General features: G+C 64.5%; 25 protein-coding genes, 2 tRNA genes and 1 pseudogene. 12 read left to right on the forward strand and 16 right to left on the reverse strand.

Annotation, left to right across the window (positions count from 1 at the left end):
* Window positions 1-729 (forward strand): hypothetical protein, encoded by a 729-nt coding sequence (locus NTV05_12210; GenBank protein MCX6545159.1) that lies wholly within the window; start codon window positions 1-3, stop codon window positions 727-729.
* Window positions 730-844: 115 nt separating this feature from the next.
* Here NTV05_12210 and NTV05_12215 read toward each other — a convergent pair whose 3' ends face one another.
* The 5 genes from NTV05_12215 to rsmI form a co-directional block, all read right to left on the reverse strand.
* Window positions 845-3,133, reverse strand: coding sequence for a UvrD-helicase domain-containing protein (locus tag NTV05_12215; GenBank protein ID MCX6545160.1), 2,289 nt, complete (start codon window positions 3,131-3,133; stop codon window positions 845-847).
* Window positions 3,133-4,980 (reverse strand): glutamine--fructose-6-phosphate transaminase (isomerizing), encoded by a 1,848-nt coding sequence (gene glmS, locus NTV05_12220; protein MCX6545161.1) that lies wholly within the window; start codon window positions 4,978-4,980, stop codon window positions 3,133-3,135. Before glmS ends, NTV05_12215 begins: the two co-directional genes overlap by 1 nt.
* A gap of 14 nt (window positions 4,981-4,994) precedes the next feature.
* On the reverse strand, window positions 4,995-5,660 hold the full coding sequence (locus NTV05_12225; protein MCX6545162.1) for a DapH/DapD/GlmU-related protein: 666 nt from the start codon (window positions 5,658-5,660) through the stop codon (window positions 4,995-4,997).
* Between the two features lie 78 nt (window positions 5,661-5,738).
* Entirely contained in the window at window positions 5,739-6,569 is an 831-nt protein-coding gene (locus NTV05_12230) for a tetratricopeptide repeat protein (protein ID MCX6545163.1), read from the reverse strand.
* An 82-nt stretch (window positions 6,570-6,651) separates the two neighbouring features.
* The gene (gene rsmI, locus NTV05_12235) at window positions 6,652-7,506 is read right to left on the reverse strand and encodes a 16S rRNA (cytidine(1402)-2'-O)-methyltransferase (GenBank protein MCX6545164.1); all 855 of its coding nucleotides are present in this window, start codon (window positions 7,504-7,506) and stop codon (window positions 6,652-6,654) included.
* A gap of 148 nt (window positions 7,507-7,654) precedes the next feature.
* On the opposite strand from rsmI, the gene NTV05_12240 reads away from it, so the two are divergent.
* On the forward strand, window positions 7,655-9,313 hold the full coding sequence (locus NTV05_12240) for a DUF885 domain-containing protein (GenBank protein ID MCX6545165.1): 1,659 nt from the start codon (window positions 7,655-7,657) through the stop codon (window positions 9,311-9,313).
* 15 nt (window positions 9,314-9,328) lie between these two features.
* A pseudogene (locus tag NTV05_12245) lies at window positions 9,329-9,469 on the forward strand (zinc ribbon domain-containing protein).
* A 26-nt stretch (window positions 9,470-9,495) separates the two neighbouring features.
* On the opposite strand, the gene NTV05_12250 reads toward NTV05_12245, so the two are convergent.
* Window positions 9,496-9,663, reverse strand: coding sequence for a hypothetical protein (locus NTV05_12250; GenBank protein ID MCX6545166.1), 168 nt, complete (start codon window positions 9,661-9,663; stop codon window positions 9,496-9,498).
* 132 nt (window positions 9,664-9,795) lie between these two features.
* Complete coding sequence (gene galU / locus NTV05_12255) at window positions 9,796-10,662, reverse strand: UTP--glucose-1-phosphate uridylyltransferase GalU (protein ID MCX6545167.1); 867 nt, start codon at window positions 10,660-10,662, stop codon at window positions 9,796-9,798.
* A 184-nt stretch (window positions 10,663-10,846) separates the two neighbouring features.
* On the opposite strand from galU, the gene serS reads away from it, so the two are divergent.
* Window positions 10,847-12,139, forward strand: a complete 1,293-nt coding sequence (serS, locus tag NTV05_12260) for a serine--tRNA ligase (protein ID MCX6545168.1) — start codon at window positions 10,847-10,849, stop codon at window positions 12,137-12,139.
* Between the two features lie 140 nt (window positions 12,140-12,279).
* Window positions 12,280-12,369 (forward strand) — tRNA-Ser (locus NTV05_12265).
* Between the two features lie 43 nt (window positions 12,370-12,412).
* Here NTV05_12265 and NTV05_12270 read toward each other — a convergent pair.
* Window positions 12,413-12,583 carry a hypothetical protein gene (locus NTV05_12270; protein MCX6545169.1) on the reverse strand — a complete coding sequence of 57 codons (171 nt, stop codon included), beginning with the start codon at window positions 12,581-12,583 and terminating at the stop codon, window positions 12,413-12,415.
* Window positions 12,584-12,638: 55 nt separating this feature from the next.
* Here NTV05_12270 and NTV05_12275 point away from each other — a divergent pair, with 55 nt between their 5' ends.
* The 4 genes from NTV05_12275 to NTV05_12290 all read left to right on the forward strand — a co-directional run bounded on the left by NTV05_12275 (window position 12,639) and on the right by NTV05_12290 (window position 15,028).
* Complete coding sequence (locus NTV05_12275) at window positions 12,639-12,872, forward strand: type II toxin-antitoxin system Phd/YefM family antitoxin (protein ID MCX6545170.1); 234 nt, start codon at window positions 12,639-12,641, stop codon at window positions 12,870-12,872.
* Entirely contained in the window at window positions 12,869-13,267 is a 399-nt protein-coding gene (locus NTV05_12280) for a type II toxin-antitoxin system VapC family toxin (GenBank protein ID MCX6545171.1), read from the forward strand. The genes NTV05_12275 and NTV05_12280 overlap by 4 nt, the downstream gene beginning before the upstream one ends.
* Before the next feature lie 284 nt (window positions 13,268-13,551).
* Window positions 13,552-14,139: a superoxide dismutase gene (locus NTV05_12285; GenBank protein ID MCX6545172.1), complete on the forward strand. Its 588-nt coding sequence runs from the start codon at window positions 13,552-13,554 to the stop codon at window positions 14,137-14,139.
* Window positions 14,140-14,203: 64 nt separating this feature from the next.
* The gene (locus tag NTV05_12290) at window positions 14,204-15,028 is read left to right on the forward strand and encodes a formylglycine-generating enzyme family protein (GenBank protein MCX6545173.1); all 825 of its coding nucleotides are present in this window, start codon (window positions 14,204-14,206) and stop codon (window positions 15,026-15,028) included.
* Between the two features lie 44 nt (window positions 15,029-15,072).
* On the opposite strand, the gene NTV05_12295 is transcribed toward NTV05_12290, so the two are convergent.
* From NTV05_12295 to NTV05_12330, 8 genes are all read right to left on the reverse strand, one after another.
* Window positions 15,073-16,167: a type III polyketide synthase gene (locus NTV05_12295; GenBank protein MCX6545174.1), complete on the reverse strand. Its 1,095-nt coding sequence runs from the start codon at window positions 16,165-16,167 to the stop codon at window positions 15,073-15,075.
* A gap of 117 nt (window positions 16,168-16,284) precedes the next feature.
* Complete coding sequence (locus tag NTV05_12300; protein ID MCX6545175.1) at window positions 16,285-17,487, reverse strand: FAD-dependent monooxygenase; 1,203 nt, start codon at window positions 17,485-17,487, stop codon at window positions 16,285-16,287.
* A 7-nt stretch (window positions 17,488-17,494) separates the two neighbouring features.
* Window positions 17,495-18,247 carry a methyltransferase domain-containing protein gene (locus tag NTV05_12305; GenBank protein ID MCX6545176.1) on the reverse strand — a complete coding sequence of 251 codons (753 nt, stop codon included), beginning with the start codon at window positions 18,245-18,247 and terminating at the stop codon, window positions 17,495-17,497.
* Between the two features lie 27 nt (window positions 18,248-18,274).
* Window positions 18,275-19,669 (reverse strand): phosphoglucosamine mutase, encoded by a 1,395-nt coding sequence (gene glmM, locus NTV05_12310; protein MCX6545177.1) that lies wholly within the window; start codon window positions 19,667-19,669, stop codon window positions 18,275-18,277.
* A gap of 3 nt (window positions 19,670-19,672) precedes the next feature.
* The gene (gene glmM / locus NTV05_12315; protein MCX6545178.1) at window positions 19,673-21,019 is read right to left on the reverse strand and encodes a phosphoglucosamine mutase; all 1,347 of its coding nucleotides are present in this window, start codon (window positions 21,017-21,019) and stop codon (window positions 19,673-19,675) included.
* 10 nt (window positions 21,020-21,029) lie between these two features.
* A complete protein-coding gene (locus NTV05_12320) occupies window positions 21,030-21,527 on the reverse strand; it encodes a hypothetical protein (protein ID MCX6545179.1) in 498 nt (165 codons plus the stop codon).
* 85 nt (window positions 21,528-21,612) lie between these two features.
* On the reverse strand, window positions 21,613-22,143 hold the full coding sequence (locus NTV05_12325) for a sigma-70 family RNA polymerase sigma factor (protein ID MCX6545180.1): 531 nt from the start codon (window positions 22,141-22,143) through the stop codon (window positions 21,613-21,615).
* Window positions 22,144-22,231: 88 nt separating this feature from the next.
* Window positions 22,232-22,684: a hypothetical protein gene (locus tag NTV05_12330; GenBank protein ID MCX6545181.1), complete on the reverse strand. Its 453-nt coding sequence runs from the start codon at window positions 22,682-22,684 to the stop codon at window positions 22,232-22,234.
* 410 nt (window positions 22,685-23,094) lie between these two features.
* Here NTV05_12330 and NTV05_12335 point away from each other — a divergent pair, with 410 nt between their 5' ends.
* The 3 genes from NTV05_12335 to gltX all read left to right on the forward strand — a co-directional run bounded on the left by NTV05_12335 (window position 23,095) and on the right by gltX (window position 25,221).
* Complete coding sequence (locus NTV05_12335; protein ID MCX6545182.1) at window positions 23,095-23,316, forward strand: hypothetical protein; 222 nt, start codon at window positions 23,095-23,097, stop codon at window positions 23,314-23,316.
* 20 nt (window positions 23,317-23,336) lie between these two features.
* Window positions 23,337-23,430: transfer RNA gene (locus NTV05_12340), tRNA-Ser, on the forward strand.
* A gap of 195 nt (window positions 23,431-23,625) precedes the next feature.
* Window positions 23,626-25,221: a glutamate--tRNA ligase gene (gltX, locus tag NTV05_12345; protein MCX6545183.1), complete on the forward strand. Its 1,596-nt coding sequence runs from the start codon at window positions 23,626-23,628 to the stop codon at window positions 25,219-25,221.
* Window positions 25,222-25,466 lie beyond the last annotated feature (245 nt).

The raw sequence follows: 25,466 nt of genomic DNA on the forward strand, positions 1-25,466 counted from the left end.
ATGTCTCGGCCCAACACGTTCCGGGTCCTCAATTTCCCCGTCCTGATGTTCATTGTCGTAATGATGACGGCGTGCAGCGGAAGCGTTGACGAGCAGACGCTCTTCAACAAGTACTTCATGTCGTCCAGAATCGCCGACAACCTCACGCTTTCCAACATCGCAACCGTCGCGTTCAGCCCGACCGTCGATGGCCAGATGCTGTCGTTCAGCATCACGTTGGTGGGGCCGCCCCAGACCGCGCCGCTGACGCTGAGAGAGGGCGCCGAGGAGATTCGCAAGGCCGTGGCGGCGGAGGCCGAGTTTACCAAGGGCAAGAACGCGTTCCAGGACTCCAATACCACCGCGATCGAGCGGGTGCTCAAGGCCGAGGCCAAGAACCAGAAACTGGGCGGCAAGGACCTTGAGGTTCAGAAAGCCTGGACGAAGTGGCGCGACGACGCGAAGGCGATGTCGCAGAAGGTGTCGGCCGTTCGAAAGCAGGGGAACGAGAATCGGCCGTTCGTCGAGATCAGCCTCACCGATTCGCGGAACCCCGTTGACGTAACGGCGTACGACGGCGAGATCACGACCAAGGAAGTCACCATTGAGGGCCGCGTCAAGGTCCCGACAGGCGAGACCGTGACGAAGACCTACGTCTTCACGATGCAGCGCGCGACGCTGAAGAACGTCAACGGGAAAGACAAGGTCGGCCAGTGGGTGATCACCGGGCGGAAGGAAGCGGGGAAGTAGGCGGAAGAAGTAGACGGTAGATTGGACAATCCCGCCATCGGCGGCTTGGACAATCCTGCTATTGGTAACTAGGACAATCCCGTAGGGGCACGGCATGCCGTGCCCCTACAGCTTTCTAAGCGCGTTCCAGCTTCGCGAAGCTCGCCAGCAGGCGCTTTGATCCCACCGTCGCGAAGCGAACCGTGACTTTTACATCATCGACGTGGTCTTCGACGCCGGTCACGGTGCCCACGCCAAACTGCGGATGCCTGACGCGTTGTCCCAGGCGGAATCCCGACGCCGATCGCGACTGATCCTCGTCCTCGGGCGCGTAGGTTGGTTCGGGCTCGCGTTGGCGGCGGCCGCCGTACCCGCCACCGCGATCTCCGCCGTCGCGATCGCTGGAACGGAATCCGCCGCGGCTTCCAAACCCGCCGCGGCTTCCAAACCCGCTGCCGCGGGCGCCTGCGCTGTAGCCCGCATAGCCCACAAAGTCGTAGCGCTGCACCAGCTCCGCCGGCACTTCGTCGATGAAGCGGGAAGGTTCGGTCGCCCGGTACTCGCCGAACACGCGGCGCCTGCTGGCGCTGGTGAGGAACAGGCGCCGCTCGGCGCGCGTCATGGCGACGTAGCACAGCCGGCGCTCCTCCTCGAGGTCGTCGTCGCTGCCTGAGACGCGCGAGTGCGGGAACAACCCCTCCTCGAGGCCGGTGATGATGACGGTCGCGAACTCGAGCCCCTTCGCGGCGTGCATCGTCATAAGGAGAATGCGCGCGTTTTCGGCGCCCTGGCTTTCGTCGGCCTCCGACAGCAGCGAGAGGCGATCCACGAAGCCCGAGAGCGACGGCTCGGCTTCGCGCGCCTCGTATTCGCGCGCGGCCGACACCAGTTCGGCGAGATTCTCGATCCGTCCCTGCGCTTCCTCGCTCCGTTCATCCTTCAGATCCTGCAGATATCCCGACTGGTCGAGCACTTTGGCAATCGTGACGGACACCGTCTCTCGGCTGGCCATGTCGGTGAGCGAGACGATCAGGTCTCGAAACGCGGAAAGCGACCCAGCCGCCCGGTTTGAAAAGCGCCGTTGGTCGAGTCCGCCGACAAGGGCCGTCCAGAGGCTGGGGTGTTCATCGCGCGCGCTGTCTCTGGCGACGGCCTCAAGGCTGTCCATCACGCCCTTGCCGACGCCTCGCGCGGGCACGTTGATGACACGTCTGAGGCTGACCGCGTCGTGCGGATTCAGCAGGAGTTTCAGGTAGGCGAGCGCGTCCTTCACCTCTTTGCGTTCGTAGAACCGGACGCTGCCGATGATCCGGTAGGCGAGGTTCTCGCGGCGCAGAGCGTCTTCCACGACGCGCGATTGCGCATTGGTGCGGTACAGCACCGCCACCATCGTATCGATGTTCTCGCTGCGGGTGTCTCGCGCCGTCTTCGCGACGAAATCCGCCTCCTCGACTTCGTCACCGCAGCGGGCGTAGACCACGAGGTCCCCGCCCTTCAGATCGGTCCAGAGACTCTTCTCCTTGCGATGGCGGTTGTTCGAGATGACGGCTGACGCCGCGTCGAGAATCACCTGGGTGGACCGGTAGTTGCGTTCGAGGCGAACGACTTTCGCCTCCGGGAAATCGTGCTCGAAATCGAGGAGGTTGCGGATATCGGCGCCGCGCCACGCGTAGATCGACTGATCGGGATCGCCCACCACCGTCAGATTGCGGTGGATCTCCGCAAAGCGCCGCATCAACAGGTACTGAGGCCGGTTGGTGTCCTGGTATTCGTCGACCATCACGAAACGGAAGCGTTGGGCGTAATGCTGCCGCACCGCCTCGGCCTTCTCGAACAGCTCCACTGTGCGCACGAGCAGATCGTCGAAATCCAGGGCCCCGCTGGCGTCGAGGTCCTTCGTGTACTCGAGGTAGACCCGCGCGAGCTGCTCTTCGCGATAGCCCGATCCTGCGGCCGCCATGGCGGAGGGGGACTGCATGCCGTTTTTCGCGCGGCTGATCGCCGAGAGCGCAGCGCGGGGCTGGATCACGCCTTCGTCGATCTGAAGCGTCTTCAACACCCGCTTGACGGCGGACATCTGGTCGACGGTGTCGTAGATCACAAAGTCGCGCGAGAGGCCGATGTGTGGGGCCTCGCGCCGAAGGAGGCGGGCGCAGAGCGCGTGAAACGTCGAGACCCAGAGGCCGCGGTAGGCGCTGCCAAGGAGGAGCTCAACGCGCTGCCGCATTTCTTCGGCGGCCTTGTTGGTGAAGGTAACCGCCAGCACCTCGTGGGCCTCGGCCAGGCCGCTGCCGACAAGGTACGCCACGCGGTACGCGATCACGCGCGTCTTGCCCGAACCCGCGCCCGCCAGAATCAGCAGCGGTCCATCCGTATAGAGCACCGCTTCGCGTTGTTCAGGATTGAGAGCATTCAGAAAATCCATCACTCTACAGTCACACTCTTCGCCAGGTTTCTCGGCTGGTCAACATCAGCGCCGCGTCGCACGGCCATGTGGTAGGCGAGCAATTGCAGCGGGAGCACAAACAACACCGGTGACAACAACGTATGCGTCGTCGGCAGCACGATTACCGAGTCGGTTTTCGGGTCAAGCACTTCCGCCAGCCCAGCGTCGCTGTCGTTGGTGATCGCGATAATCGATCCCCCGCGGGCTTTCACTTCCTGGATGTTGCCCAGCATCTTTTCGAAGACGTGATCCCGGGGCGCAAGCGCGACGACGGGGAGGTCTTCGTCAATGAGGGCAATCGGGCCGTGCTTCATCTCGCCGGCAGGGTAGCCTTCGGCGTGAATGTACGAGATCTCCTTCAGCTTCAACGCGCCTTCGAGTGCGATGGGATAGTGGATCCCGCGGCCGAGGTAGAGGAAGTCGTGGCTGTGCTGGAATCGTCTGGCAATCGCCTCAACCGCCGCCGAGGCCTTCAGCGCCTGCTCAATCAGGGTGGGAAGGCGCAGCAGCGCTTCGATGTGCTGGCGCGCCTGGTCGGGCCCGATGGAGCCGCGCGCCTGGGCCAGGTTCAGCGCGAGCAGGTGGAGCGCCACCAGTTGAGCGGTAAAGGCCTTGGTCGACGCGACGCCGATTTCAGGGCCCGCATGCGTGTAGATCGTGCCATCCGATTCCCGGGTGGCCATGCTCCCGCTGACGTTGCAGATTGCGAGGCTGCGCGCGCCCTTCCGTTTCGCCTCGCGCAGCGCGGCCAGCGTATCGGCCGTCTCGCCCGACTGCGTAATCACGACAGCGAGCGTCTGATCGTCGACGATCGGGCTGCGGTAGCGATACTCTGACCCATAGTCCACGTCGACGGGCAGTTGAGCGAGCTCTTCTATCAGGAACTTGCCGACAAGCGCGGCGTGCCACGATGTGCCGCACGCCAGGAGCACGACCTTGCGGACGCTTGCCAACTGCGGGTCCGAGAGGTGGATCTCGCTCAGGAACACGCGGCCCGAGTCGAGCGACACCCGTCCGAGCATCGTGTCGCGCGCGGCTGTCGGCTGCTCGAAAATCTCCTTGAGCATGAAGTGCTTGTAGCCGGCCTTTTCCGCCTGGATGGGATCCCAGAGCACGCGCTGTGTCGGGCGGACGAGCGGCGTGCCGTCGAACGCCGAGAACGTGACCCCCGCGCGCGTGGCGACAGCCATTTCTCCGTCGCCGAGGAAGACGACGTCGCGCGTGTGGTTGAGAATCGCCGGGATGTCCGACGCGATGAAGCACTCGCCTGCACCGACGCCCACCACCAGCGGCGGGCCATTGCGGGCGGCGACCAGCTTGTCCGGATCGTCGGCCGAGAGCAGCACCAGCGCGTACATGCCGCGCAGGTGTTGCAGCGCGCGGCGGACGGCCTCTTCCAGCGTGCCTCCCGGCAACATCTCCCGTTCCACCAGGTGCGCCACGACCTCGGTGTCCGTCTCGGTGACGAAGCGATGCCCCTGCGCCTGCAGTTCGCGCTTGAGTTCGAGGTAGTTCTCGATGATGCCGTTATGGACGACGACCAGGCGCCCGGTGCAATCGCGATGCGGATGGGCGTTTTCCTCGGTCGGGCGGCCGTGCGTGGCCCAGCGCGTGTGGCCGAAGCCATAGTCGCCATCGACCGGTTCGGCGGCAATCACCGCTTCAAGCTTCGCGAGTTTCCCCGCACTGCGCCGGACAAGCACCTGCCCGTCACTGACCAGCGCGACACCAGCGGAGTCGTAGCCGCGATATTCGAGCCGCCGCAGTCCTTCTATCAGCACTGGAAGGACCGGTTTGGGACCAAGGTAGCCGACAATGCCGCACATGGGTGGTGGCCTCTCTAGTGCTTTTTGTTCTTCTTCTTCGCAACCCAACCGTCAATGTTCACCTGCTTCGCCCTGGCCACGCCAAGCGCGCCCGGCGGGACATCGTGCGTAATCGATGAACCGGCCGCCACGTAGGCACCAGCGCCGACCGTCACCGGTGCGATCAGCTGGGTGTCGCTGCCGATGAACGCCCCGTCTTCGATAATCGTCCGATGCTTATGCACGCCGTCGTAATTGCAGGTGATTGTGCCCGCGCCAATGTTCGCGCCCGCGCCGATGGTCGCGTCACCCAGATACGAAAGATGATTCGCCTTTGATCCGTCCCCGAGCACGGTCTTCTTCAGCTCGACGAAGTTGCCCACATGGGCGTCGCGTTTGACGTGAGACGCGGGGCGGATGTGGGCAAACGGGCCGACGCGCGCCCCAGCATCGACGCGGGACTCGACGATGACGCAGGTGTCGTAGACGACGACACCGTCGCCGAGGGTCGAGTCGGTGATACGGACCCATGAACGGACGCGGCAGTTGGCGCCGATCGTGGTCGTGCCCTCGAGCGTCACGCCAGGGTGCAGCACCGTTCCCGCGCCAACCGTCACGCCGTCGTCAACATAGGTTGTGGCCGGGTCGAGCAACGTCACGCCGGCGGCGAGCAGGGCGTCGTGCTTGGCGGTCTTCAGCATGGTGTGGTCCTACACAGAAAAAGAAAAAGGGGCCAGGCCCGTCTTATCAAGCCTGACCCCGACAATGACCTGTTCCCGCTACCGAGGCAAGCCCGGCGGCCGCCGGGCGGGCCGCCGCTCCCTGTCCTTACGGGGAAACACCGGCGGCAGCGGAGCCGACAGCAGCGCGACAATCGCGTCGGTGTGCCGCAGGGCCTCGAGATCGGCTTCTTTGGCGATCAGGTTCCGGGTCTCAGGATTCAGCGCCACCGCCCGTTCCAGATGTGGAATGGCGGCCTCGGCGTTGCCTCGAATTGCCAGCGCGACGCCCAGCATGTACTCAGCCCGGTCGTTGGCCGGGTCCTGTGTCAGAGCTGACGTGAGCAGCGTCACGGCGCGTTCGATGTCGCCGGTGTTGATGGCGAGCGTCGCGGCGTACACGCGCTCCTCCGGCGTGCTGGGTGTGGCATCGGGCGGCGCGAGATGCCGCTGGCAGACGCGCAAATAGAGCTGAGCGCGTTCGAGGAGTTCCTTTTCCTCGGGGTACGTCACAATCACCGTCTTCAGCAGTTGTGCCGCATCGCGGTACCGTTTTGCCTGCAGCGCCTGCATGGCGCGCTCGTACGTGAGGACGGCCTCCGCGTAGGTGCTCCGCGCGGGCGGCTTGGGAGACGTGACCGCTTTGGCTGGCACGGCGTGCCTGTGCGCCGGCTTGGAGGCGACAGGCTTCTGTTTGTGCCGGGAGGAGTTGTGCACAGCCAGTCTGGTTGTCGGTTCTGCCCGGGCCTTGACGTGCGGGGCGGGCCTGGGCCTTGCGGTCGGCTTCTTCCTGGTGGTCTTCACCGCCGGTTTCGCTTCCTTGGCTGGTTTGGCCGCCGCCTTCTTTCTTGCCGTGGCGGGACGACCAGTGGTGCGCCGTAGCTTCGCCATGAGCCAGACTCCTGTAATGGACGAACCCGAACACGTCGACAAGTGGCGAGCGGCGCTACGTTAGCAAATGGGCGGGATCAGGTCAAGAATTCCTGACGCGCTCGATGACGGCATAGGCATCGCGTGAGCGAAGACGGAATTCTGACGCGACCGCCGAAATGGCATCCCGTCGCCCTAATCCAGATTCTGTCAAAAGACAGAACTTTGTGTAAACAGCGTCTTCATCTACATTTGCGGGATCGACGCCAACTTCGAGATCGGGTCGTCCAGCCATCACGATCGTGAATTCTCCACGCAATTCTGTCAAACGACCCAATACTTCAGAAATAGGTCCTCTGACCAATTCCTCGTGGAGTTTTGTCAGCTCACGACCAACGGCTACGCGGCGGTCCCCAACCACCCGCAACGCGTCGGTCAACGTGCTCACAATCCGATGGGGCGCCTCAAACAACACAATCGTGCGAGTCTCGGAGCGCAGCGCTTCCAGCCACGCTCCGCGTGCCCGCGCCCTGGCCGGCGGGAAACCCACGAAGACGAACGCATCGGTCGGCAAGCCTGACGACACGAGCGCTGCCAGCACGGCGCTCGGCCCGGGAATCGCCTCCACGCGAATGCTGTTGGCCAGCACGGCCTGGACCAGGCGGAAGCCCGGATCTGAGACGGCTGGCGTCCCGGCATCCGACACCAGGGCGATCGAGTTGCCCTGCAGAAGCTTCTCGACCAACTCCCCGGTCTTGGCGTGCTCGTTGTGTTCGTGCAGACTCGTTGTGGGTGTCCGGATATCAAAGTGGTGCAGGAGTTTAGCGGTGTGCCGCGTGTCCTCGGCCGCGATCAGATCGCACTCGCGCAGGACGCGGAGCGCGCGCAGCGTGATGTCCTCGAGGTTGCCGATGGGCGTGGCGACCAGGTACAGGATTCCGACAGGTTGAGGAGCCATAGGCGGCCTCAAGACAGTAATTGTCTCAAGCGCACAGATCGATGCGCTGAACAATTGCAGTTATTGTACCATTACAAACTCATTGGCTTTGCCGGCCCCGGGTGAAGCCGCGTCCTGATTTCCCGGTTTGTCGCCGGCGAGTGTGTTCATGATTGCTTCGGAGCCACTGCACCATTTCGTTGACGACTACCTGTACAGCCTGCGCGAGCTGAATCCGACAGCGGCCACCTTCGACGGTGTCCACGAGTTCGACGACCTGCTGGACGACTTCAGCCGGACGGGCATCGATTCCCAGATTCAGACACTCGCGGGCTTCGCCCGGCGCCTGGCGTCGATCTCGAACGGCTCGTTGACGGCCATCGAGCGGATCGAGCGCCCGATGGTGGCGGCGCACATCCAGGCAAAGCTGCACGATCTCGAACAGGTGCGAGGATGGGAGCAGAATCCCCAATTCTACGGCGAGGTGCTCGGCGCCAGCCTGGCCGGCCAGGCGCTGTTCGACTACGCCCCGGCCGAGGATCGCGCGCGCCGGGTGCTCTCGAAGCTGCGCCAGACGCCGAAGCTCATCCAGGCCGCCCGGGACAACATCAAGGAGCCGCCCGGGATCTTCGTCAAGAAGGGCCTCCAGACCCTGCGCGGCGCGCTGCGTTTCATCGATGTTGATCTCCCGAAGGCGTTCGTTGCGGTCGACGACCTTGGCCTGTTGAGCGATCTGGCCGACGCGCAGACGGAGGCGAGCGATGCGATCAAGGGTTACGTCGATTATCTCGAGAACGACCTTGGCCCGAAATCGCGCGCGTCGTTCCGCCTCGGCCCCGAGCGCCTGGCCAGGAAGCTCAAGCTCGAAGAAGGGATTGAGTTGCCGCTCGCGCGGTTGCTCGACATTGGCCTGAGAGAGCTGGGCATGGTCCAGGAGGAATTTCGGCGCGTGGCGTCGAAGATTGATCGCGGCGATCCTATCGACACCTGGCGGCACGTCAAAGCCACGCGACTGGCGACCGACGGCATCGTGAACGCGGCGCAGCGCCAGGTGAGCGCACTCGCCACCTTCATCGAGCGGAAGGATCTGGTATCGCTGCCTCCCGGCGAACCGGTCACTGCAGCCCCGACGCCGGACTTCTTCCGGTGGACCGGGGCCAGCATGTGGACGCCAGGGCCGTTCGAGGCGCGTCCGACCCGTGCCTACTACTACCTGACAGAGGCGGATCCGGCCTGGTTGGACGGGCAGAAGGCGGAGCACTACCGGGATCTGAACCTCCCGACGTTGTGGTCCATTTCCATTCACGAGGTCTATCCCGGGCACTTCCTGCACTTCCAGCATCTGCGCCGCGTCGCGTCTCGCGCGCGGAAGTCGCTGTTGATGGCGTCAAGCGGGATGGTGGAAGGCTGGGCCCACTACTGCGAACACATGATGATCGAGGCGGGGTTCGAGCGGCAGGACCCGGCGGTTCATCTGGGCCAGCTTGCCGAATCGCTCATCCGCATCGCACGCCTGATTGTGGCCATTCGCCTGCACGCCGAGGACATGTCGGTTGAGCAGGGCGTCCGGTTCTTCCGGGATGAGGCGTTTATCGAAGAGAGCACGGCCCGGCGCGAAGCCGAACGAGGAACATTCGACCCGGGCTATGCCGTGTACACGCTTGGCAAGCTCATGCTGCTGAAGCTGCGCGAAGACTACAAGGCGCACGTGGGCGACGCGTTCACGCTGCGGTCGTTCCACGACACGCTGCTCGGCAACGGTGTCGCGACCATCCCCGTGCACCGGCAACTGATGCTTGGAGAACATGCCGGCGCCGCCATCGAGTAAACTGTTGCTAGCACCATGCCACTATACGAGTACGAATGCGACGCCTGCGGCCATCGGTTCGAAGTAATCCAGAAATTTTCAGATGCCCCGATCGGGCAATGCCCGTTATGCGCCGAACCCGTTCATAAACTGCTGTCGGCGCCGGCAATCCAGTTCAAGGGCACAGGCTGGTACGTCACCGATTACGCCAGCAAGAGAAACACCGAAGCGGCCGCCGACAGGAAGTCCGCGGCGTCAGCCGCGTCTTCGTCCGGCCAGTCGGGCAGCAGCAGCACGCCGTCGGCGGCTGGCGATTCCGGCGAGAGCAAGTCCTCGACGGAGAGCAGCAAACCCGCCTCGGATACCGTCAAGTCCTCGTCGGACAGCAGTCACTCCACGTCGGACAGCAGTCACTCCACGCCGGATCGCGGAAGCTCCTCGTCGGAGGGCAGCAAGACCTCGTCGACTAATGATTCGAGCGGGTCAAGGTCCGACACGAACACTTAGAACTTGATTGAGCGCAGGTACTCGGCGAAGGGTTCCGCAAGGCCTTCGCGCCGGAGCGCAAAGTACACGACCGCCTTGAGGTAACCAAGCTTGTTGCCGGTGTCGTGGCGGACGCCTTTGATCTCGTACGCATAGATCGGGCGCTTCTTCAGGAGCCGGCGCAGGCCGTTGGTGAGTTGAATTTCGCCCGATGAATCCGCGGCGGTCGCTTCGAGTTCTTCGAAAATGTCGGGCGTGAGGATGTAGCGGCCGATGATGGCCAGGTCCGACGGCGCATCGGCGCGGGCCGGCTTTTCTACCAGGTCGCGCACCCGATAGATTCCGTCAGACTCGCTCTCGATGTCGACGATGCCGTACGAGGAGACGCGATCCCAGCCGACGCGCTCGACGGCGAGCACCGGGCCTTGGACTTTGTCGAACACGTCCACCATCTGCTTGAGGCCCGCCGGATCGGCGTCGATTACGTCGTCGGCCAGCACGACCGCGAACGGCTCTGGGCCCACGAGATCTCGGGCAACCAGCACGGCATGGCCGAGGCCGAGCGGCTCCCCCTGTCGGACATAGGCGACATGGATGAGGTTTGAGATCTCGCGGATTTCGGCGAGCAGATCGGTCTTGTGGCGGGCTTCCAGATAGGACTCGAGCTCGACGGCGACATCGAAATGATCCTCGATCGCGTTCTTGCCTCGGCCCGTGACGATGATGAGGTTGTCGATACCGGCCGCCACGGCTTCCTCGGCGCCGTACTGGATGATGGGCTTGTCGACCAGCGGCAGCATCTCTTTGGGCTGGGCCTTGGTCACGGGCAGGAACCGCGTGCCGAGGCCCGCCGCCGGGAAGACCGCTTTCCGTACTCTCGCCATGCGCCTGCTCCTTGGTGCTTCGACTCGCAGTTACAGTTGCGTATCCACGCGAGACGATCTGGTCAAAATCCTCGCTCAGCACCAAGTCCTGAGGGAATTAGTCCCTTGCGGAACTTATGAATCGAAGGACTTGGACAGGTGATCGTATCGCAGCCAAACGTGCTTTGGATATACCATCTTGACCATGCTCGATGCCGCATTCGTTCGTGATCATCCTGACGTCGTCCGCGAGGCACTCACCCGGCGCGGGATGCGCATGGATGTTGAGCTTGACGCGCTGGCGCTGCTTGACGCCGAACGGCGCGTGAAGATCCCGGAAGTTGAAGAACTGAAGCGCCAGCAGAATGCCTCGTCCGGCGAGATCGCGCGGGCGAAGAAGGCCGGGCAGGACGTCGCCCACGTGTTTGCCGCCAACAAGGCCCGCGGCCAGCAGATCAAGGAACTCGAAACCCAACTCGACAACCTGGAGGAGCGCCGCCGGGCCATTCTCCTGACCATTCCCAACCTGCCCCACGAATCGGTGCCGATTGGCGCGAGCGCCGCCGACAACAGGGAAGTGCGGCGGTGGGGCGAGCCGCCGCGGTTCGACTTTGCGCCGAAGGCGCACTGGGATCTTGGTGCGCTCCTGGGGATTCTTGATTTCGAGCGGGCGGCGCGCATGTCGGGCGCGCGGTTTGCCGTGCTGATGGGCGCGGGCGCGCGGCTGAGCCGGGCGCTGGTCGACTTCATGCTCGACCTGCACACGCGCGAGCACGGCTTCACGGAAATCGATCCACCGTTTCTCGTCAACGCGGCCGCGCTGGTCGGCACAGGCAACTTGCCGAAGTTCGAGGCGGACCTGTTCAAGATCGCGGGCGACTGGGACCTTTACCTGGTGCCCACCGCCGAGGTGCCGCTGACCAACCTGCATCGCGGAGAGATTCTTGACGGCCGAAAGCTGCCGATCCGCTACGCCGCCTACACGCCGTGCTTCCGCAGCGAAGCCGGGTCGCACGGGCAGGACGTGCGCGGCCTCATCCGGCAGCATCAGTTCCACAAGGTCGAGATGGTCAAGTTTGCGACGCCCGATCAGTCGTTCGACGAACTCGAGAGCATGGTGGCGAGCGGAGAGGAAGTGCTGAAGCGGCTTGGGCTGCCGTATCGCACCATGCTGTTGTGCACGGGCGACATGGGGTTCGCCTCCGCCAAGACCTACGACATCGAGGTGTGGCTGCCGAGCCAGGAGACATACCGCGAGATTTCGTCGTGCAGCAACACAATGGCGTTTCAGGCGCGCCGCGCGGGCATCAAGTACCGGCCGGACGGCACGGGCAAGGTCGAATTCGTTCACACGCTCAACGGGTCGGGGCTTGCCGTCGGCCGCACACTTATCGCGATTCTCGAGAACTACCAGCAGCGCGATGGCTCTGTCGTGATTCCAGAGGCGCTGCGGTCCTACATGCGAGGGATGGAGATCATCGAGCCGGCGCGTCCGTAGGGGCGGGTGCGCGGAGGCACGGTGCCGCGGCCCCTCTGATTCCGAGTGGGGCCGCTACGGCGAACCGCGGCGTCACCTCCGACTCCACGCGTGCGGGCCGACGTGCCCGTCCCCGTGTTCGCCGTATAATCCAGATCACCGGAGGGATGGCCGAGCGGTTGAAGGCGACGGTCTTGAAAATCGTTGTACGGGAAACCGTACCGGGGGTTCGAATCCCTCTCCCTCCGCCATCCGCCTACGCTCGCCTTCGGCATGATCGACACCTCGGGCGAGCTACGGCGGGATGCCGCGCCGAAGCCGCTTCGCGGCGAAGGCGGGCAGCGTGCCCAACCCTCGGGTGAGCTTCGGCTGGGCAAGCCCAGGACAGGCCATGGCTGTCCCGCCGTGGACCGCCTGCCGCGCGGCCACTCTCGCCCATCGCCCATACACGCGGGCGTGTCTCATGCGCTTGACATGACCACTTCAAATGACTATGTTGAAAGTTGTCAGGAGGCTGGCCATGCGAAGTCTGGCAATCAGTGCGTTCAAGGCCCATGCGCTCGAGTTGGTAGGGAAGGTGGCGAGCACGCGGGAGGGGATCGTCGTGACGAAGCGGGGCAAGCCGTTGGCCCAGGTACTGCCGTATCAACCATCAGGGGACGCGCCCGTCGCCGGGAGGCTTGCTGAGGCTCTGGTGTTCGAAAGGGATATCGTCTCGCCGTTGAGAGCGGAGTCCTGGGAAGCCGCTCGATGAAGGCCCTGCTGGATACGCACGTCTGGATCTGGTGGAACATGCATCCCCAGAAGCTGACGCGGCGTGTCCGGTCGTTCATCTCCACTCCATCGCGGTATGACGAACTGCTGTTGTCGGCGATTTCGGTGTGGGAATTCGCGAAGTTGATCGAGAAGAAGCGGTTGGCCATTTCCTGCGATCCAGAAGAGTGGATTCGCGTGGCGCTGGAGATGCCCAAGCTCAGGCTTGTGCCATTGTCCCCGACCATAAGTTGTCGTGCAACCCTACTCCCCGGGCCGTTCCATGACGATCCAGCGGATCAAATCATTGTGGCGACGGCCCGGGAGGAGAATGCCACAATTCTGACCGCAGACGAGCGGATCCGCGCCTATCCTCATTGTCGCAGCCTGTGGTGATGCCGACCCCGTTCTCAGGCGAGTCGGACAATGTCCAAGCCCCGGAGAACCTCGACCAGGCACGAGACGATGACGGTAGGGCAGATAGTAATTCTCGGGAAGGGGCTGTTAGTGCGTGGCGCGACGGAACGGTCGAGAGAAGGGGTAATATCCGATAGTAGGAGGGACCCATGCACCGTCGCGATTTCCTCGTCGCCTCCGCCGCCGCTGGTCTGGCGTTCCCATTCTCGTTTGCTGCCCAGCCCGAGGACGCTCCCGCGATCTCGCAACTCAAGGAGAATCCCATGCCGTTCACGCTGCCGCTGTTGCCCTTCGACGTCGCTGCGCTCGAACCGTTCCTCACCAAGGAGAACCTCGAACTTCACTACAGCAAGCACCACAACGCGTATGTCGTGAACCTCAACAAGTTCGTTGAGGACGGGAAGGTGGATGGCAAGAAGTCGCTGGAGGAGATCATTCTCTCCAGCGAGGGCCCGGTCTTCAATAACGCGGCCCAGATCTGGAACCACACCTTCTACTGGAACAGCATGAAGCCCAAAGGCGGCGGCGAACCCACCGGCAAGCTGGCCGACGCCATCGTTCGCGACTTTGGTTCCTTCGCCAGGTTTAAAGAAGAATTCGCTGCTGCGTGCGTCAGTCAGTTCGGATCGGGCTGGGGCTGGCTGGTGCTGGATGGCGGCAAGCTCAAGGTCACCAAGACCGGCAACGCCGATCTGCCGCTCAAGTACAAGCAGACCGCGCTCATCACCTGCGACGTCTGGGAGCACGCGTATTACCCGACATACAAGAACCTCCGGCCCAAGTACGTCGAGGTGTTTCTTGCGAGCCTGGCGAACTGGGAATTCGCCGCGGCGAACTTCGCGCGCGGGTAACCGACAGGCACTGAGCGTCGCTCACTGATACCACCAACCCGGTTCGGGCGAGCCGCGATCACTGATGCACCGGGCAATCCTCGCACTCGTCGGCCTGGCCACCGCCGTGATTCTCATTGCGGTGGCCGGGGCTCGCCTCGTCGCGCCCGGGCCGCCGGCGTTCTATGTCGAACCGGACACGCGAATGGTGCTGGTCGCGATCGAACCCGGATCGTTCGTCATGGGCAGTCCGGCATCCGAGGCCGGCCGCAACGACGATGAACAGCCGCATCGCATCACGCTGTCACGCCGCATCTACATGGGCCGCTACGAGGTCACGCAGACGGAATGGCAGATGGTGATGGGCGCCAACCCGAGTCGCTTCTCGGACTGCGCGCGCTGTCCGGTTGAACAAGTCAACTTCTACGACGTCGATGATTTTCTGACGCGATTGACAGCGCGATCGTCTGCCATGCGCTACAGGCTTCCAACCGAGGCGGAATGGGAGTACGCATGCCGGGCGGGAACGAGCACGGCGTATGGGCTCGGGGATCAACTGGAAGCCCGCGACGCCAACTTCAACGCGTCGCCCGGGGAACAGGTGACGCCGGGTAGTGGGGCATATCGCACGCGGCCAGTTGGCAGCTTCGCGCCAAACGCCTGGGGCTTGCACGATATGCACGGGAACGTCTGGGAATGGACCAACGATTTCTACGGGCCGTATGACGCGCAAGCTGATGTGGATCCCCGCGGACCCCAGGCCGGCACGACGCGGGTGATCCGCGGCGGGAGCTGGTACTTTGACGCAGCCAGCGCGCGATGCGCGCAACGATATACACACGCCCCACAGGACCGTGGCTTCAGTCTCGGCTTTCGCGTCGTCGGTGAGCCAGTCGAGCGCGCGCGTTGACGCGTGGCAGACGGTAGGAGGCCGGGGCACGGCATGCCGTGCCCCTACCGGAAGAGCGCGGCTTCGACCGCGAGGCCAGGCCCGAAACCAATCGCCAGGCAAGGCCGTGGCGCGTGGCGGCGGCGCAGCCGATCCAGGATGAAGAGGATCGTCGGTGACGACATGTTGCCGAACTCGCCAAGCACTTCCTGGGACACCGCGTAATCGTTGCGTTGAAGGCCAATCGTCCTGGCGCAGGCCTCAAGAATCCGCGGCCCGCCCGGGTGCACGGCCCAACTGGCAATCTGATCCACCGCTGTGCCCTCTGCCGCGAGCCATCCATCCAGCCACGGCCGCAACTCGCGCTCGATCACGCCGGGCACGCGCGCCGACAGCGACATCTCGAACCCGTGGTTGCCAATGCGCCACGCCATCAACTCTGCCGAATCTTCGAGCAAGGAGGCGCCATTCGCCGAGAGCACCCATTCATCTTCCTGTGCCCGCGGTCGGCCGCCGCCCACGATGGCCGCCGCACCATCCGCGAAGATCGCGTTGGCGACCAACCGGTCGCCGTTCCAGCCGTACTGGTAGTGCAGCGAGCACAACTCAACGGCGCACACCAGAACGCGCGCATCCGGGATGCTGTCGGCGTACGCCTTCGCGACGCGCAGACCGTTCAACGCGCCGTGGCAGCCCATGAATCCGACGTGCGTGCGCGCCACGGTCCAGTTGAGGCCGAGGTCTCGAATCAGACCGACGTCGAAGTTCGGCGCGGCGAACCCCGTGCACGATACCGTCACCACGTGAGTGACGGCGCCAGGGGCAAGCCCGGCCTCGGCCAGCGCGACACCGGCGGCCCTGGCCGCAAGAGGCGGAGCCTCCTTCTCGTAGCGCGCCATGCGCTCGGTCGTCGTCGGTCCGCGATCCTCGCTGTTCTGCATGGCCGGAAAGAACGACTGGCGCGGGATCCCGTCGCGGCTGTCGGAATCCAGCACGACACTGTGCCGGGTCTTGACGCGCGTCAGCCGGTACAGCGCCTTCAGTTGCCGTTGATGTTCCTCGGTCGTGCAGCCGTACGCCCGCGCCAGAGCAACAGCATGCTCCTGGGAAATGGAACACGGCGGCGACGCCGTGCCAACACCATAGATGTGGAAACTCATTACAGATCCTCAAACGACATTGATACAGCGCCGCGTGCGGTGCGGGCTTGCCCTGAGCAAGGCGCGCTAGCGCCGCGTCGAAGCCGGAATCGACCAGACACAACGGACACCGGTGCGCTATTCATCAGCGCGGCCAAGTCTATGAATAGTGCGAGCGAGAAACGGTCTGGCCAGTCCGGGTTGGTGCCGGAGCGCTGCGACCATCACGCCCACAATCGGAGGATAGCGCAACGCCCGGGCGAGGAAGCGACACCAGTTCTGATTTCGGCGCACGACCCTGTCATAAGTGTCGATCCATCGCCGCTCGATCGCGGAATCCCAGCCGGCAACGGCGCGAACCGCCAACGGCACCAGGGCGTCGGCGGCCGAGAGCGCCCACTCCATACCCTCTCCTGTGAACGGCTCAATGTAACCCGCCGCATCGCCGAGCACAAACACGCGGTGCGCGACTGGAGCGAGCACGTGGCGCGTGAGCGGCACAGTCCCCTGCCAATCGAGGGTCTCGAGGTCGCAGGTGGCCGCGACGCTCGCGGAGGTCAGGATCGCGCGGACAGCCCCGGCCGGCCCGCCTTGCGCCCTCAGGAAGTCGACGTCGAGCGCCGCCGCGATGTTGATCTGACCATTCTCGACGTCAGTGAGGCCCACGTACCCGCCACGTCCTACGGTCATCGTCACGCAACCACTGAGAGCGCTGACACAACCAGCACGGGCGACCGCCCCGATGCCGATCCTTGCGCCGGAATCAACGACTCCGCGCATCGAGGGGGAGTCGCGCAACGAACTATTGCCGAGGCCGTCAGCGACCACGACAATCCGCGCGCGTGCGGAGGCACCCCGATCCTCACGTTGCTGGAGCGTGACCTGGCGCGTGAGGCCGGGGTGTTGTTCAGGCGACGCGGGCTCTGCGTCGACGAGCGCGGCAGTCTCGGGGAGGAAGACGCATCCGGCAGAAATGGCCGCGCCGACCAGCACGGCATCGAGCGTGGCGCGCGTGATGGCCAATCCTGGAGGCAGAGCGATGTTTGCGTAGCGGCCGCCGTATCGCAGTTGAATAGTCGAGAGCGACCTAGCGCCGAGCGCGCGAAGTTCGTCGACCAGCCCGGCGCTCTCCAGGACACCCACCGCACGGGCGTTGAGGCAGCCCCCGCAGACCTTGTGGCGCGGAAACGGCTTGCGATCAACCAGCAGCGTGGCAAGCCCTGCGCGCGCGAGTCCGCGTGCGGCAAACGCCCCGGCGGGTCCCGCGCCAACGACAATCGCGTCCCATTCTCGGGTCGACGCCTGCGCGAGCGCGATCGTTGGGGAGACAGTCTTCAACACCAGCGTCTCAGGAACCAGAAGCAAGATCCTTGAAAGAGGCGACCCCATCGGACGTCTGGCGCCAGGTGAGGAGAAATCGCTGGGGCCAGCATTCGCGAAGTTCGGCCCCGTCAAGTCCTGCCTGGCTCGTCAACGCGCGCGCCTCGGCTGTGGAGAACGCGGCCGCGACCGACAGCGGACCGTCCACATGAAACACGCGTGAGCGCGACAGCAGCCGGCATCCAATCCATGCGAAGAGGTAGCCGAGATCCGTTCTCCGCAAATCGGACACCACCACGAGGTGGCGAGCCGCATCCTTCATCCTCCGCAGCGTCTCGACGGCCTCTTCGTCTGCCAGATGGTGGAGGAACAGCGAACAGTGCACGACGTCGAAGCCGGTCGGCCACGCATCCCGGATGGCATCCAGTTGATCGAATCGCACTTGTTGGACGCAGGCGCGGGCCGCGAGGGTTCTCGCGTACTCGAGCGCGACCGGACTCACGTCGCAGCCAAGCACATCGGCGGCGATTCCGGCGCGGGCGAACCGCCGCGCCAGATTGACGGCGACGTGTCCGCCACCGCAGGCAATGTCGAGGACGCGGAGCGGACGGCCGCTCACCGTTCGGGCCACGCGCTGAATCGCCGGCCAGGCAACCGACATGGTGCGGCTGGCGATATTGGCGCGGCCGAGCGCGGTGAGCGCGGAGTCGTGCTCGCGCCTGTCGAGTCCAGGTTGATCCATCAACTCGGGCGTGCGGACGCGTACGGCGGGAACGAACATATCAGCCACACTCCGTCGGCTGGTGAATCAGCCGGCTCCGACAATCCGGCTCACCCGGCCGAAGACGTCGTCGATGATGCGGCCGACGGCCGCGTCCGATGTGGCTTCGGCGACGACCCTGATGATGGGCTCGGTGTTCGAGCCTCGGACGAGAAACCAGCCGTCGGAAAGCGTGACCCTGATGCCGTCGCGTGCATCAATGGGAAGATGTCCGAACGCGGCACGGATGGCTCGCAGCACTTCCGGGATCTTGTTCGACGGGCAGGCGAGCCTTTCCTTCACCATCGAATAGCGGGGGAGGTCGGCCATCAAGCTGGACACCGAGCGCCCAGACTGTGCGAGCAAGTGCAGGATCAGCGCCATCCCCACATGGCTGTCGCGTGCGAAATTGATGCGCGGGTAGATGACGCCGCCGTTGCCCTCGCCGCCGATGATCGCTCCGACAATCTTCATGCGATCGGTGACGTTGGCTTCGCCGATCTTCGACCGCACGACCCGGCTTCCGAACCGCGCCGCCAGATCGTCAAGCGCCAGACTGGTCGCGAGATTGGCCACGACCACTGGACCGGTTCCGGAAATGGGGTCAGACCCCAATGTCATTTGCGCGAGAACCCACCACGTGGCCAGCACCAGCGTGTAGTCTTCGCCGATGGGCTCGCCGCGCTCCGACACGACGGCGAGCCGGTCGGCATCCATGTCCTGCGCGAATCCGACGTCGCAGTGATTGGTAACGACCACGTCGCAGAGCGCGCCGAGATTCTCCGGCAGCGGTTCGGCCGCTCTTGGAAACAGGCCATCGGGCGTGACGTTGATCGGCACGACATCCACGCCAAGCGCGTCGAGCAGCCGCGGCGCCAGCAGGGCGCCGGCGCCATTGCAGGAATCAAGCGCCACGCGTAACCGGCGCTGGCCGGCAGGCAGGGGCCCGACGGCATCGAGGATGGTCTTGATGTGGAGATCGAGGGCGTTGGTCATCCGTTCGACGCCGCGCATCTCGGTGCCGGCGACCTTGACGTACTCGCCCTGATGATAGATGTCGAGCAGTTCGCGCGCCTGGCCTGCATCCAGAAAGAGGCCGTCGGCACCAATGAACTTGAGCGCGTTCCAGTCGGCGGGGTTGTGGCTGGCCGTGATCGCGATGCCGCCGTGCGCATGGGCGTGACGGACGGCCAATTGGACCGTCGGCACCGGACAGATCTCCAGATCGATGACGCGACAACCGCTCGAGAGCAGGCCCGCATGGACCGCCTGCCGGACCATCTCGCCCGACGTGCGGGTGTCGCGCCCGACGACGACCGCGCCCGAGCCGATGTACGTCCCGAACGCCTCGGCGAAGCGGACCAGCATCATTGGCGACAGCGAGTCGCCAACAATGCCGCGCACGCCGGATATGCTGATCTTCAGCGTTGGGATGGCACGCATACGCTACGCCTTCAACCTGTCTCTCGCCCAGTCCAGCAGGTCGCGCGCACGGGCCGGCGAATCGGCCTCCGCGATGATGCGGATCATCGACTCGGTCTGCGAGGCCCGCACGTGGACCCATCCGTCGGGCCACGAGATCTTGATGCCGTCGGTCGTGTCGGCCGCCGGCTGATCGGCATCGACCTGCTCTCGAAACCCCTGAAGCACGGAGTAGAGCGCACTCGGCCTTACCGGGACGTCGTGCTTGGCGACAGGGTAGCAGGGCAGTCCTTCCAGCGCCGCCTCCAGCGACAATCCCGTGCGGGCCAGGTGTTCGAGGATCAGCCCCTGGGCCCCGGCCGCATCGTGTGACATCAGCACGCGAGGCAGCGCCACGCCGCCATTGCCCTCGCCGCCGATGACGGCATTGTGCTGAAGCATGGCTTCGGAAATGAAAGACTGGCCAACCGGCGTGCGCACCACTTCCGACCCGTGGCGTGCCGCCACGACGTCGATCGCGCGCGTCGTCGACACGTTGGTGACGATGGTACCCGGCGTTTGCGAGAGCACGATGGAAGCGGCCAGGGTGAGCGTCGTTTCTTCCGACAGTGCGACACCCGCGCCCGTCACCAGGCCGAGTCGTTCGCCATCCGCATCGTGCGCGAAGCCCAGGTCGGCGCCGCCGGCCCTCACCACAGCCTTCAATTGCGCCATCGTCTCGGGTTTGGGCTCCGGCCGGTGCGGGAAAGGGGCGGTCGGATCGTCGTTGACCGCCAGCACCGTGCAGCCAAGCGCCTCGAGCCAGCGGGGAGCGAGAAGCGCGCACGATCCATTGCAGCAGTCAACCGCCACGCGCAGCCGTCGCCCGCGGATTCTCTCGACGTCGAACGCGTTGGCGAGTACGGCCAGATGGTGCGCAATGGCATCCTGTTCGCCGACGCGCGTGTGAATGTGATCCCATCCCACTTTCTCGAACTCGCCCTGGTGGACAATGTCGAGCAGTTCCTCGGCCTGGGTGGTGTTGAGGTACAGGCCGTCTCCGCGGACGAACTTGAGGGCGTTCCAGGATGCGGGGTTGTGTCCGGCGGTGATCGAAATTCCACCCTGCGCGCCAAGCAAAGGCACCGCGTGCTGCAGCGTGGGAGTGGGACACACGCCCAGATCGATGACGTCGCACCCGGCGGCGAGCAATCCGGACAGCACCGCCGACCGCACCATGGGTCCGGATGGCCGTGTGTCGCGGCACACGAGCACGCGGCCCGAATCCAGGTACGTGGCAAAGGCCTGCGCAAACGACACGACAAGCTCTGGCGTCAGGGTTTCGCCAACCACACCCCGGACGCCGCTGATGCCGATCTTGAGCGGCCTCATGACGAATATTCTATTCCTTCAGCATCCTGTGGACACCGGCGAGGATCATCGCGCCGAGAAAGAACGACCCCAACAGGAGAACGGCGCCCGATGCGTCTCCGGAGGCGCCGGTGGCCGTGGTATGTGCGGACCAGGAGGCGAGGTTCGCGGGGCTCAGGCTCGACATCACTCTCGTGAGGCCCGACCACTGCCACACGATAAAGCCGACGAGGCTCGCGAGGCCGGCGAACAACTCTGCCTTGTGCATGCGTTCGATGGGCGCTGCTGCGCGACGGTTGGCCTCCCAGCGGCGCAGGAGCTGCGCCTTCCACCAGATGACATCGGGACTTGGCAGCGCATGCGGCTCGGTCGTCGAATTCGCCATGCGGCGCATCCAGCACACCGCCTCGACGGCCTCACGGCACGCGGAACACGTGGCGAGGTGGTCCGCCACGCCGGGATCTGGTTCGTGGCCCGCGGCGGCGGCTTCGACGAGCGCAAGCTGTTTGTCGCAGATCCGGTCCAGCATCACCGTTCTCCCGTGGTGCTCCTATCGCTCGATGCACCACGTCCTGAGGGAGCAAGTTCGCCACCGAACTTGCGAATCGAAGGACTCACGCAGGCCCTAAGCCTCTCTTCTTCAGCAGGCCAGCCAATTTTCGGCGCGCGCGGAAGAGCATTACCGGCACACTGGCGGCCTTGAGACCAAGCGCCTGGGCGATCTCGCCGTGTGCCGTGCCTTCAACGTGAGCCAACCAGAGCAGCACGCGTTCCTGGGGCTTCAACTCGCTGAACGTGCGCGCCATGTCGTGTCGCAGCGCGGCGGCGTCACCTGTTTCGACAGCCGCATCGGGCGCGTTGGCTGCGTGGCGACTTGCCCGTGCCGCCTGCCGCCAGTGATCGATGGACGCGTTGCTCGCGATTCGGAACAGATACGCGCGAAGCTGCGCGTCGTCTCTGGTCGCCAATGGCGTGGCCAGCAATCGGCAGAAGCTGTCCTGCAACAGATCGTCGGCATCGGCCGCGTTGTTCGTCAGCCGATACAGATAGCCCCAGAGCGCGCGCCCGTGCAGACGGTACAGATCCTGGAACTCACGTTCGGTGAGCAGCGTCGTTGACGGGACGGACGCCTCGCGCTGGCTCATCGCGCTGTTCCGAATTGTTGCCGCATGTTCGACCATGGCCGCTGCATTCCGTCAGGATAAGCTCACCCTTGCGACAGCGCCAGAGTTGTTACGGCTTTGGGCTCGCGGGCGGTTCAAATAGCCCGAAGTTCTTCGACAGGAAGTAGGAGGACACGCACGAGATCAGCGAGCCGACTCCGCAGGCCGTGATGATCGTGCCCATGACGATCATGCCGTCCCGGTAGTCGTCGAACCACGATCCGAGCAAGAGGAAGCCGATGCCGATCGACAGGCAAAGCACTGCCCGTTCGGCGCATCCGACAATGCGGGTCTTGGCGCTCGGACCGTCGACGGTGAGCGAACTCATGAAGCGCTTGCCGCCGTCGGTTTCGAGAAACTCGCCGAAGTCCTTGGCGGAGCCCATCTTGTCCAAGACCTTCGCGTGGAATTCTGCGGTGGTCTTCAGTTGTTCCTTCCGGCGGCCGGCGGTGACAGCGATGTAGACGATCCAGCCAATCATCGCGAACAAGGCGACCGGAACCAGGACTTCTACGTGGGACATGATTGTTCTCCTTGTACCTGCGGCACGGTATCTACCGGTATAACGAACGGGAAGGTGAGGACATTAACAGGGTTCACCGAACAAAGCGTCCGGCGCACGTATCCGCGATAGCTATTGCGGCTCGCGGGTGACATCCCTATACTCGCGGGAGAGCAGACACGCTTGGTGGACTGCTGGCCCAGCCATGGAGGAGAGGAATGTCGAACCCGCTTGAACCCGAAGTTCCCGTGATTATCGATCTCCCGGTGGAGGCGCCTTCTGCGCCAGCCCCGACTCCCGCTCCGGCGCCCGAGCCGGCAGCGGCTCCAGTTGTCGTCCCGAAGCCCGCGCCGGTTGCTGAAAGGAAACCGGTTCCGCCTCCGGTTGTCGCCCCGAAACCCGCAAGAAAGGCCAGGAAGCCTGCCAAGAAGGTGGCCAAGAAGGCCGTGAAGAAGGTCGCCGAGAAAGTCGCGAAGAAGGCGAAGAAGCCGGCGAAAAAGGCCAAAAAGCCCGCCAAGACGGTCGCCAAGAAAGCCGTGAAGAAAGCCGCCAAAAAGGCAAAGAAGATCGCCAGGAAAGCGGTAAAGAAGGCGAAGAAGGTCGCGAAGAAGGCAGGGAAAGCGGCCCAGAAGGCGAAGAAGGCCAAGAAGTAGGGTATTCTTACAGCATCGACGGTGAGGTGGCCGAGAGGCTGAAGGCGGCGGTTTGCTAAATCGTTATACGGGCCAAAACCTGTATCCAGGGTTCGAATCCCTGCCTCACCGCCATCCGCCTACGCTCGCCTTCGGCATGATCGGGGCCTCTGGCGAGCTACGGCGAGATGTCTCGCCATAGCCGCTTTTCACGCGCTTGTCCCGCCGTAGCCCGCTTGCCTCGCCGCAGCTCGAAGAGCGAGGGCGGGCAGGGCGAAGGCGGAAAGGCGGACGGTTCTCTGAGACGACCCGCCCAGGACAGCCCATCCCATGACCGTTCCTCGCCTGCGTTTCGCGCCATCACCCACCGGATACCTGCACGTCGGCGGCGCCCGGACGGCGCTCTTCAACTGGCTCTATGCCAGGCGGACCGGCGGTGTCTTTGTGCTGCGCATCGAGGACACCGACGTCGAGCGGTCGTCGTGGGACAAGGTCGAGGGGATTCTCGACGGGTTGCGCTGGTTGGGGCTCGATTGGGACGAGGGGCCGGAGATCGGTGGACCGCACGGGCCGTACTTCCAGTCGCAGCGGCTCGATCGGTATCGCGAGATGGCCGAGCGGCTGGTGCGCGACGGCCATGCCTACTACTGCTACTGCAATGCGGAGGCGGCGGAAGGAATAGCGGCGCCGCTGGCGCCGGCAGATGGCGGGCTTGCCACGCCGAAGGCACAGGATGCAGCGATAGCAGAACGCGAACCCGCAAGTCCTGCGGCACCCGACGCAGCGCTCGTCGGAGACGTTGAAGAGGGCGACGCGCCGCGCGGCGAATCGTGGACCTACGATCGCCGGTGCCTGCGGCTGACGCCCGTTGACGTGGCCGAACGCGAGGCGGCTGGCCTGCCGCGCGCGATTCGCTTCAAAGTGCCCGATGGCGCCACCACGTTTCACGATCTCGTCCACGGCGACATCACGTTTGACAACGCGAACATCGAGGATTTCGTTGCGCTTCGATCGGACGGGCATCCGACCTACCACCTGTCGGTCGTCGTCGACGATATCGACATGGACATCACCCATGTCGTGCGCGGCGACGACCACATTTCGAACACGCCGAAGCAGGTGTTGTTGTACCGCGCGTTCGGAACGCGCGTGCCGGCGTTTGCGCACGTGCCTCTCATCCTCGGGCCCGACAAGCGCCGGCTGAGCAAACGGCATGGCGCCACGTCGGTGATGGAGTATGCGCGCCAGGGCTTTGTGCCCGAAGCGATGATGAACTTCCTGGCGCTGCTTGGCTGGTCGCCCGGCAGCGGCAACAAGGAGTTGTTCGGGCGTGACGAGCTGATTGGGGCGTTTTCGCTCGACGGCATCAGCAGCAGCAACGCGGTGTTCAATCCCGAGAAGCTCGAGTGGTTCAGCGCGCAGCACATTGCCGCGATGTCGGCCGAAGACCTGGCGAGGCGCATCGAGCCGTTGCTGCAGTCGGCCGGAGTGTGGCGCGACGCCTATGCGGGGGCCGGGCGGGAATCGTTGCGGCGATTGATTGAGATGCTTCGTCCGCGCGCGAAGCGGCTGACCGAGTTTGTCGAGAAGGGGCAGTTCTTCCTCGCCGACGCCGTGACGTACGACGAGGACGCGGTGCGGAAGCATCTGGCGACGCCGGAATCAATGGAGCTGCTGCGCGCGGTTCGCAGCGTGTGCGCCACGATCGATTCGTTCACGGCCGCCGCGATCGAGCCGGCGCTGCGGGATCTGGCCGTTGCGCGCGGCGTGAAGGCCGCCGCGTTGATTCATCCCGCGCGGGTGGCCGTCACTGGCCAGGCCGCGAGCCCAGGCATCTTCGAGGTGCTCGAGTTGCTCGGACGCGACCGCGTGCTCGCGCGGATTGACGCGTGCCTCACTTCGCACCCACCCGGTAGGCATTCGTAGTCAGGGGCGGTCCCCTGTAGCCGCCCGTCTCGTAGGGGCGCGATTCATCGCGCCCGACTCTGCCGCCGTCGACAGCAATAATCCCCACCTCAAGCGGGTTTAGTCTGAAGTTCCATTGGTGAGTGCGCCTGATCTCCTGTCCGGTGAAGCAGATACGTGCTGCGCCGGGGATGCGATTCTGTCTACACGCCGTTACGCAATCGCTTTGAGCAGGTCGAGTGCACGCCGTTGGGCCTCGGTCGCGG

The sequence above is a fragment of the Acidobacteriota bacterium genome (assembly GCA_026393755.1).
Lineage (GTDB): Bacteria > Acidobacteriota > Vicinamibacteria > Vicinamibacterales > JAKQTR01 > JBAXOX01.

Bases quoted from the DNA above. Each gene is read 5' to 3' on its own strand.
- NTV05_12270 (MCX6545169.1), bottom strand. From the start codon at position 12,583: ATGAGACACGCCCGCGTGTATGGGCGATGGGCGAGAGTGGCCGCGCGG.
- NTV05_12210 (MCX6545159.1), top strand. From the start codon at position 1: ATGTCTCGGCCCAACACGTTCCGGGTCCTCAATTTCCCCGTCCTGATG.
- gltX (MCX6545183.1), top strand. From the start codon at position 23,626: ATGACCGTTCCTCGCCTGCGTTTCGCGCCATCACCCACCGGATACCTG.
- NTV05_12230 (MCX6545163.1), bottom strand. From the start codon at position 6,569: ATGGCGAAGCTACGGCGCACCACTGGTCGTCCCGCCACGGCAAGAAAG.
- NTV05_12320 (MCX6545179.1), bottom strand. From the start codon at position 21,527: ATGCTGGACCGGATCTGCGACAAACAGCTTGCGCTCGTCGAAGCCGCC.
- NTV05_12290 (MCX6545173.1), top strand. From the start codon at position 14,204: ATGCACCGGGCAATCCTCGCACTCGTCGGCCTGGCCACCGCCGTGATT.
- glmM (MCX6545178.1), bottom strand. From the start codon at position 21,019: ATGAGGCCGCTCAAGATCGGCATCAGCGGCGTCCGGGGTGTGGTTGGC.
- NTV05_12275 (MCX6545170.1), top strand. From the start codon at position 12,639: ATGCGAAGTCTGGCAATCAGTGCGTTCAAGGCCCATGCGCTCGAGTTG.
- NTV05_12305 (MCX6545176.1), bottom strand. From the start codon at position 18,247: ATGTTCGTTCCCGCCGTACGCGTCCGCACGCCCGAGTTGATGGATCAA.
- NTV05_12285 (MCX6545172.1), top strand. From the start codon at position 13,552: ATGCCGTTCACGCTGCCGCTGTTGCCCTTCGACGTCGCTGCGCTCGAA.
- NTV05_12295 (MCX6545174.1), bottom strand. From the start codon at position 16,167: ATGAGTTTCCACATCTATGGTGTTGGCACGGCGTCGCCGCCGTGTTCC.
- NTV05_12225 (MCX6545162.1), bottom strand. From the start codon at position 5,660: ATGCTGAAGACCGCCAAGCACGACGCCCTGCTCGCCGCCGGCGTGACG.
- rsmI (MCX6545164.1), bottom strand. From the start codon at position 7,506: ATGGCTCCTCAACCTGTCGGAATCCTGTACCTGGTCGCCACGCCCATC.
- NTV05_12215 (MCX6545160.1), bottom strand. From the start codon at position 3,133: ATGGATTTTCTGAATGCTCTCAATCCTGAACAACGCGAAGCGGTGCTC.
- NTV05_12240 (MCX6545165.1), top strand. From the start codon at position 7,655: ATGATTGCTTCGGAGCCACTGCACCATTTCGTTGACGACTACCTGTAC.
- NTV05_12330 (MCX6545181.1), bottom strand. From the start codon at position 22,684: ATGTCCCACGTAGAAGTCCTGGTTCCGGTCGCCTTGTTCGCGATGATT.
- NTV05_12325 (MCX6545180.1), bottom strand. From the start codon at position 22,143: ATGAGCCAGCGCGAGGCGTCCGTCCCGTCAACGACGCTGCTCACCGAA.
- glmM (MCX6545177.1), bottom strand. From the start codon at position 19,669: ATGCGTGCCATCCCAACGCTGAAGATCAGCATATCCGGCGTGCGCGGC.
- NTV05_12280 (MCX6545171.1), top strand. From the start codon at position 12,869: ATGAAGGCCCTGCTGGATACGCACGTCTGGATCTGGTGGAACATGCAT.
- glmS (MCX6545161.1), bottom strand. From the start codon at position 4,980: ATGTGCGGCATTGTCGGCTACCTTGGTCCCAAACCGGTCCTTCCAGTG.
- serS (MCX6545168.1), top strand. From the start codon at position 10,847: ATGCTCGATGCCGCATTCGTTCGTGATCATCCTGACGTCGTCCGCGAG.
- galU (MCX6545167.1), bottom strand. From the start codon at position 10,662: ATGGCGAGAGTACGGAAAGCGGTCTTCCCGGCGGCGGGCCTCGGCACG.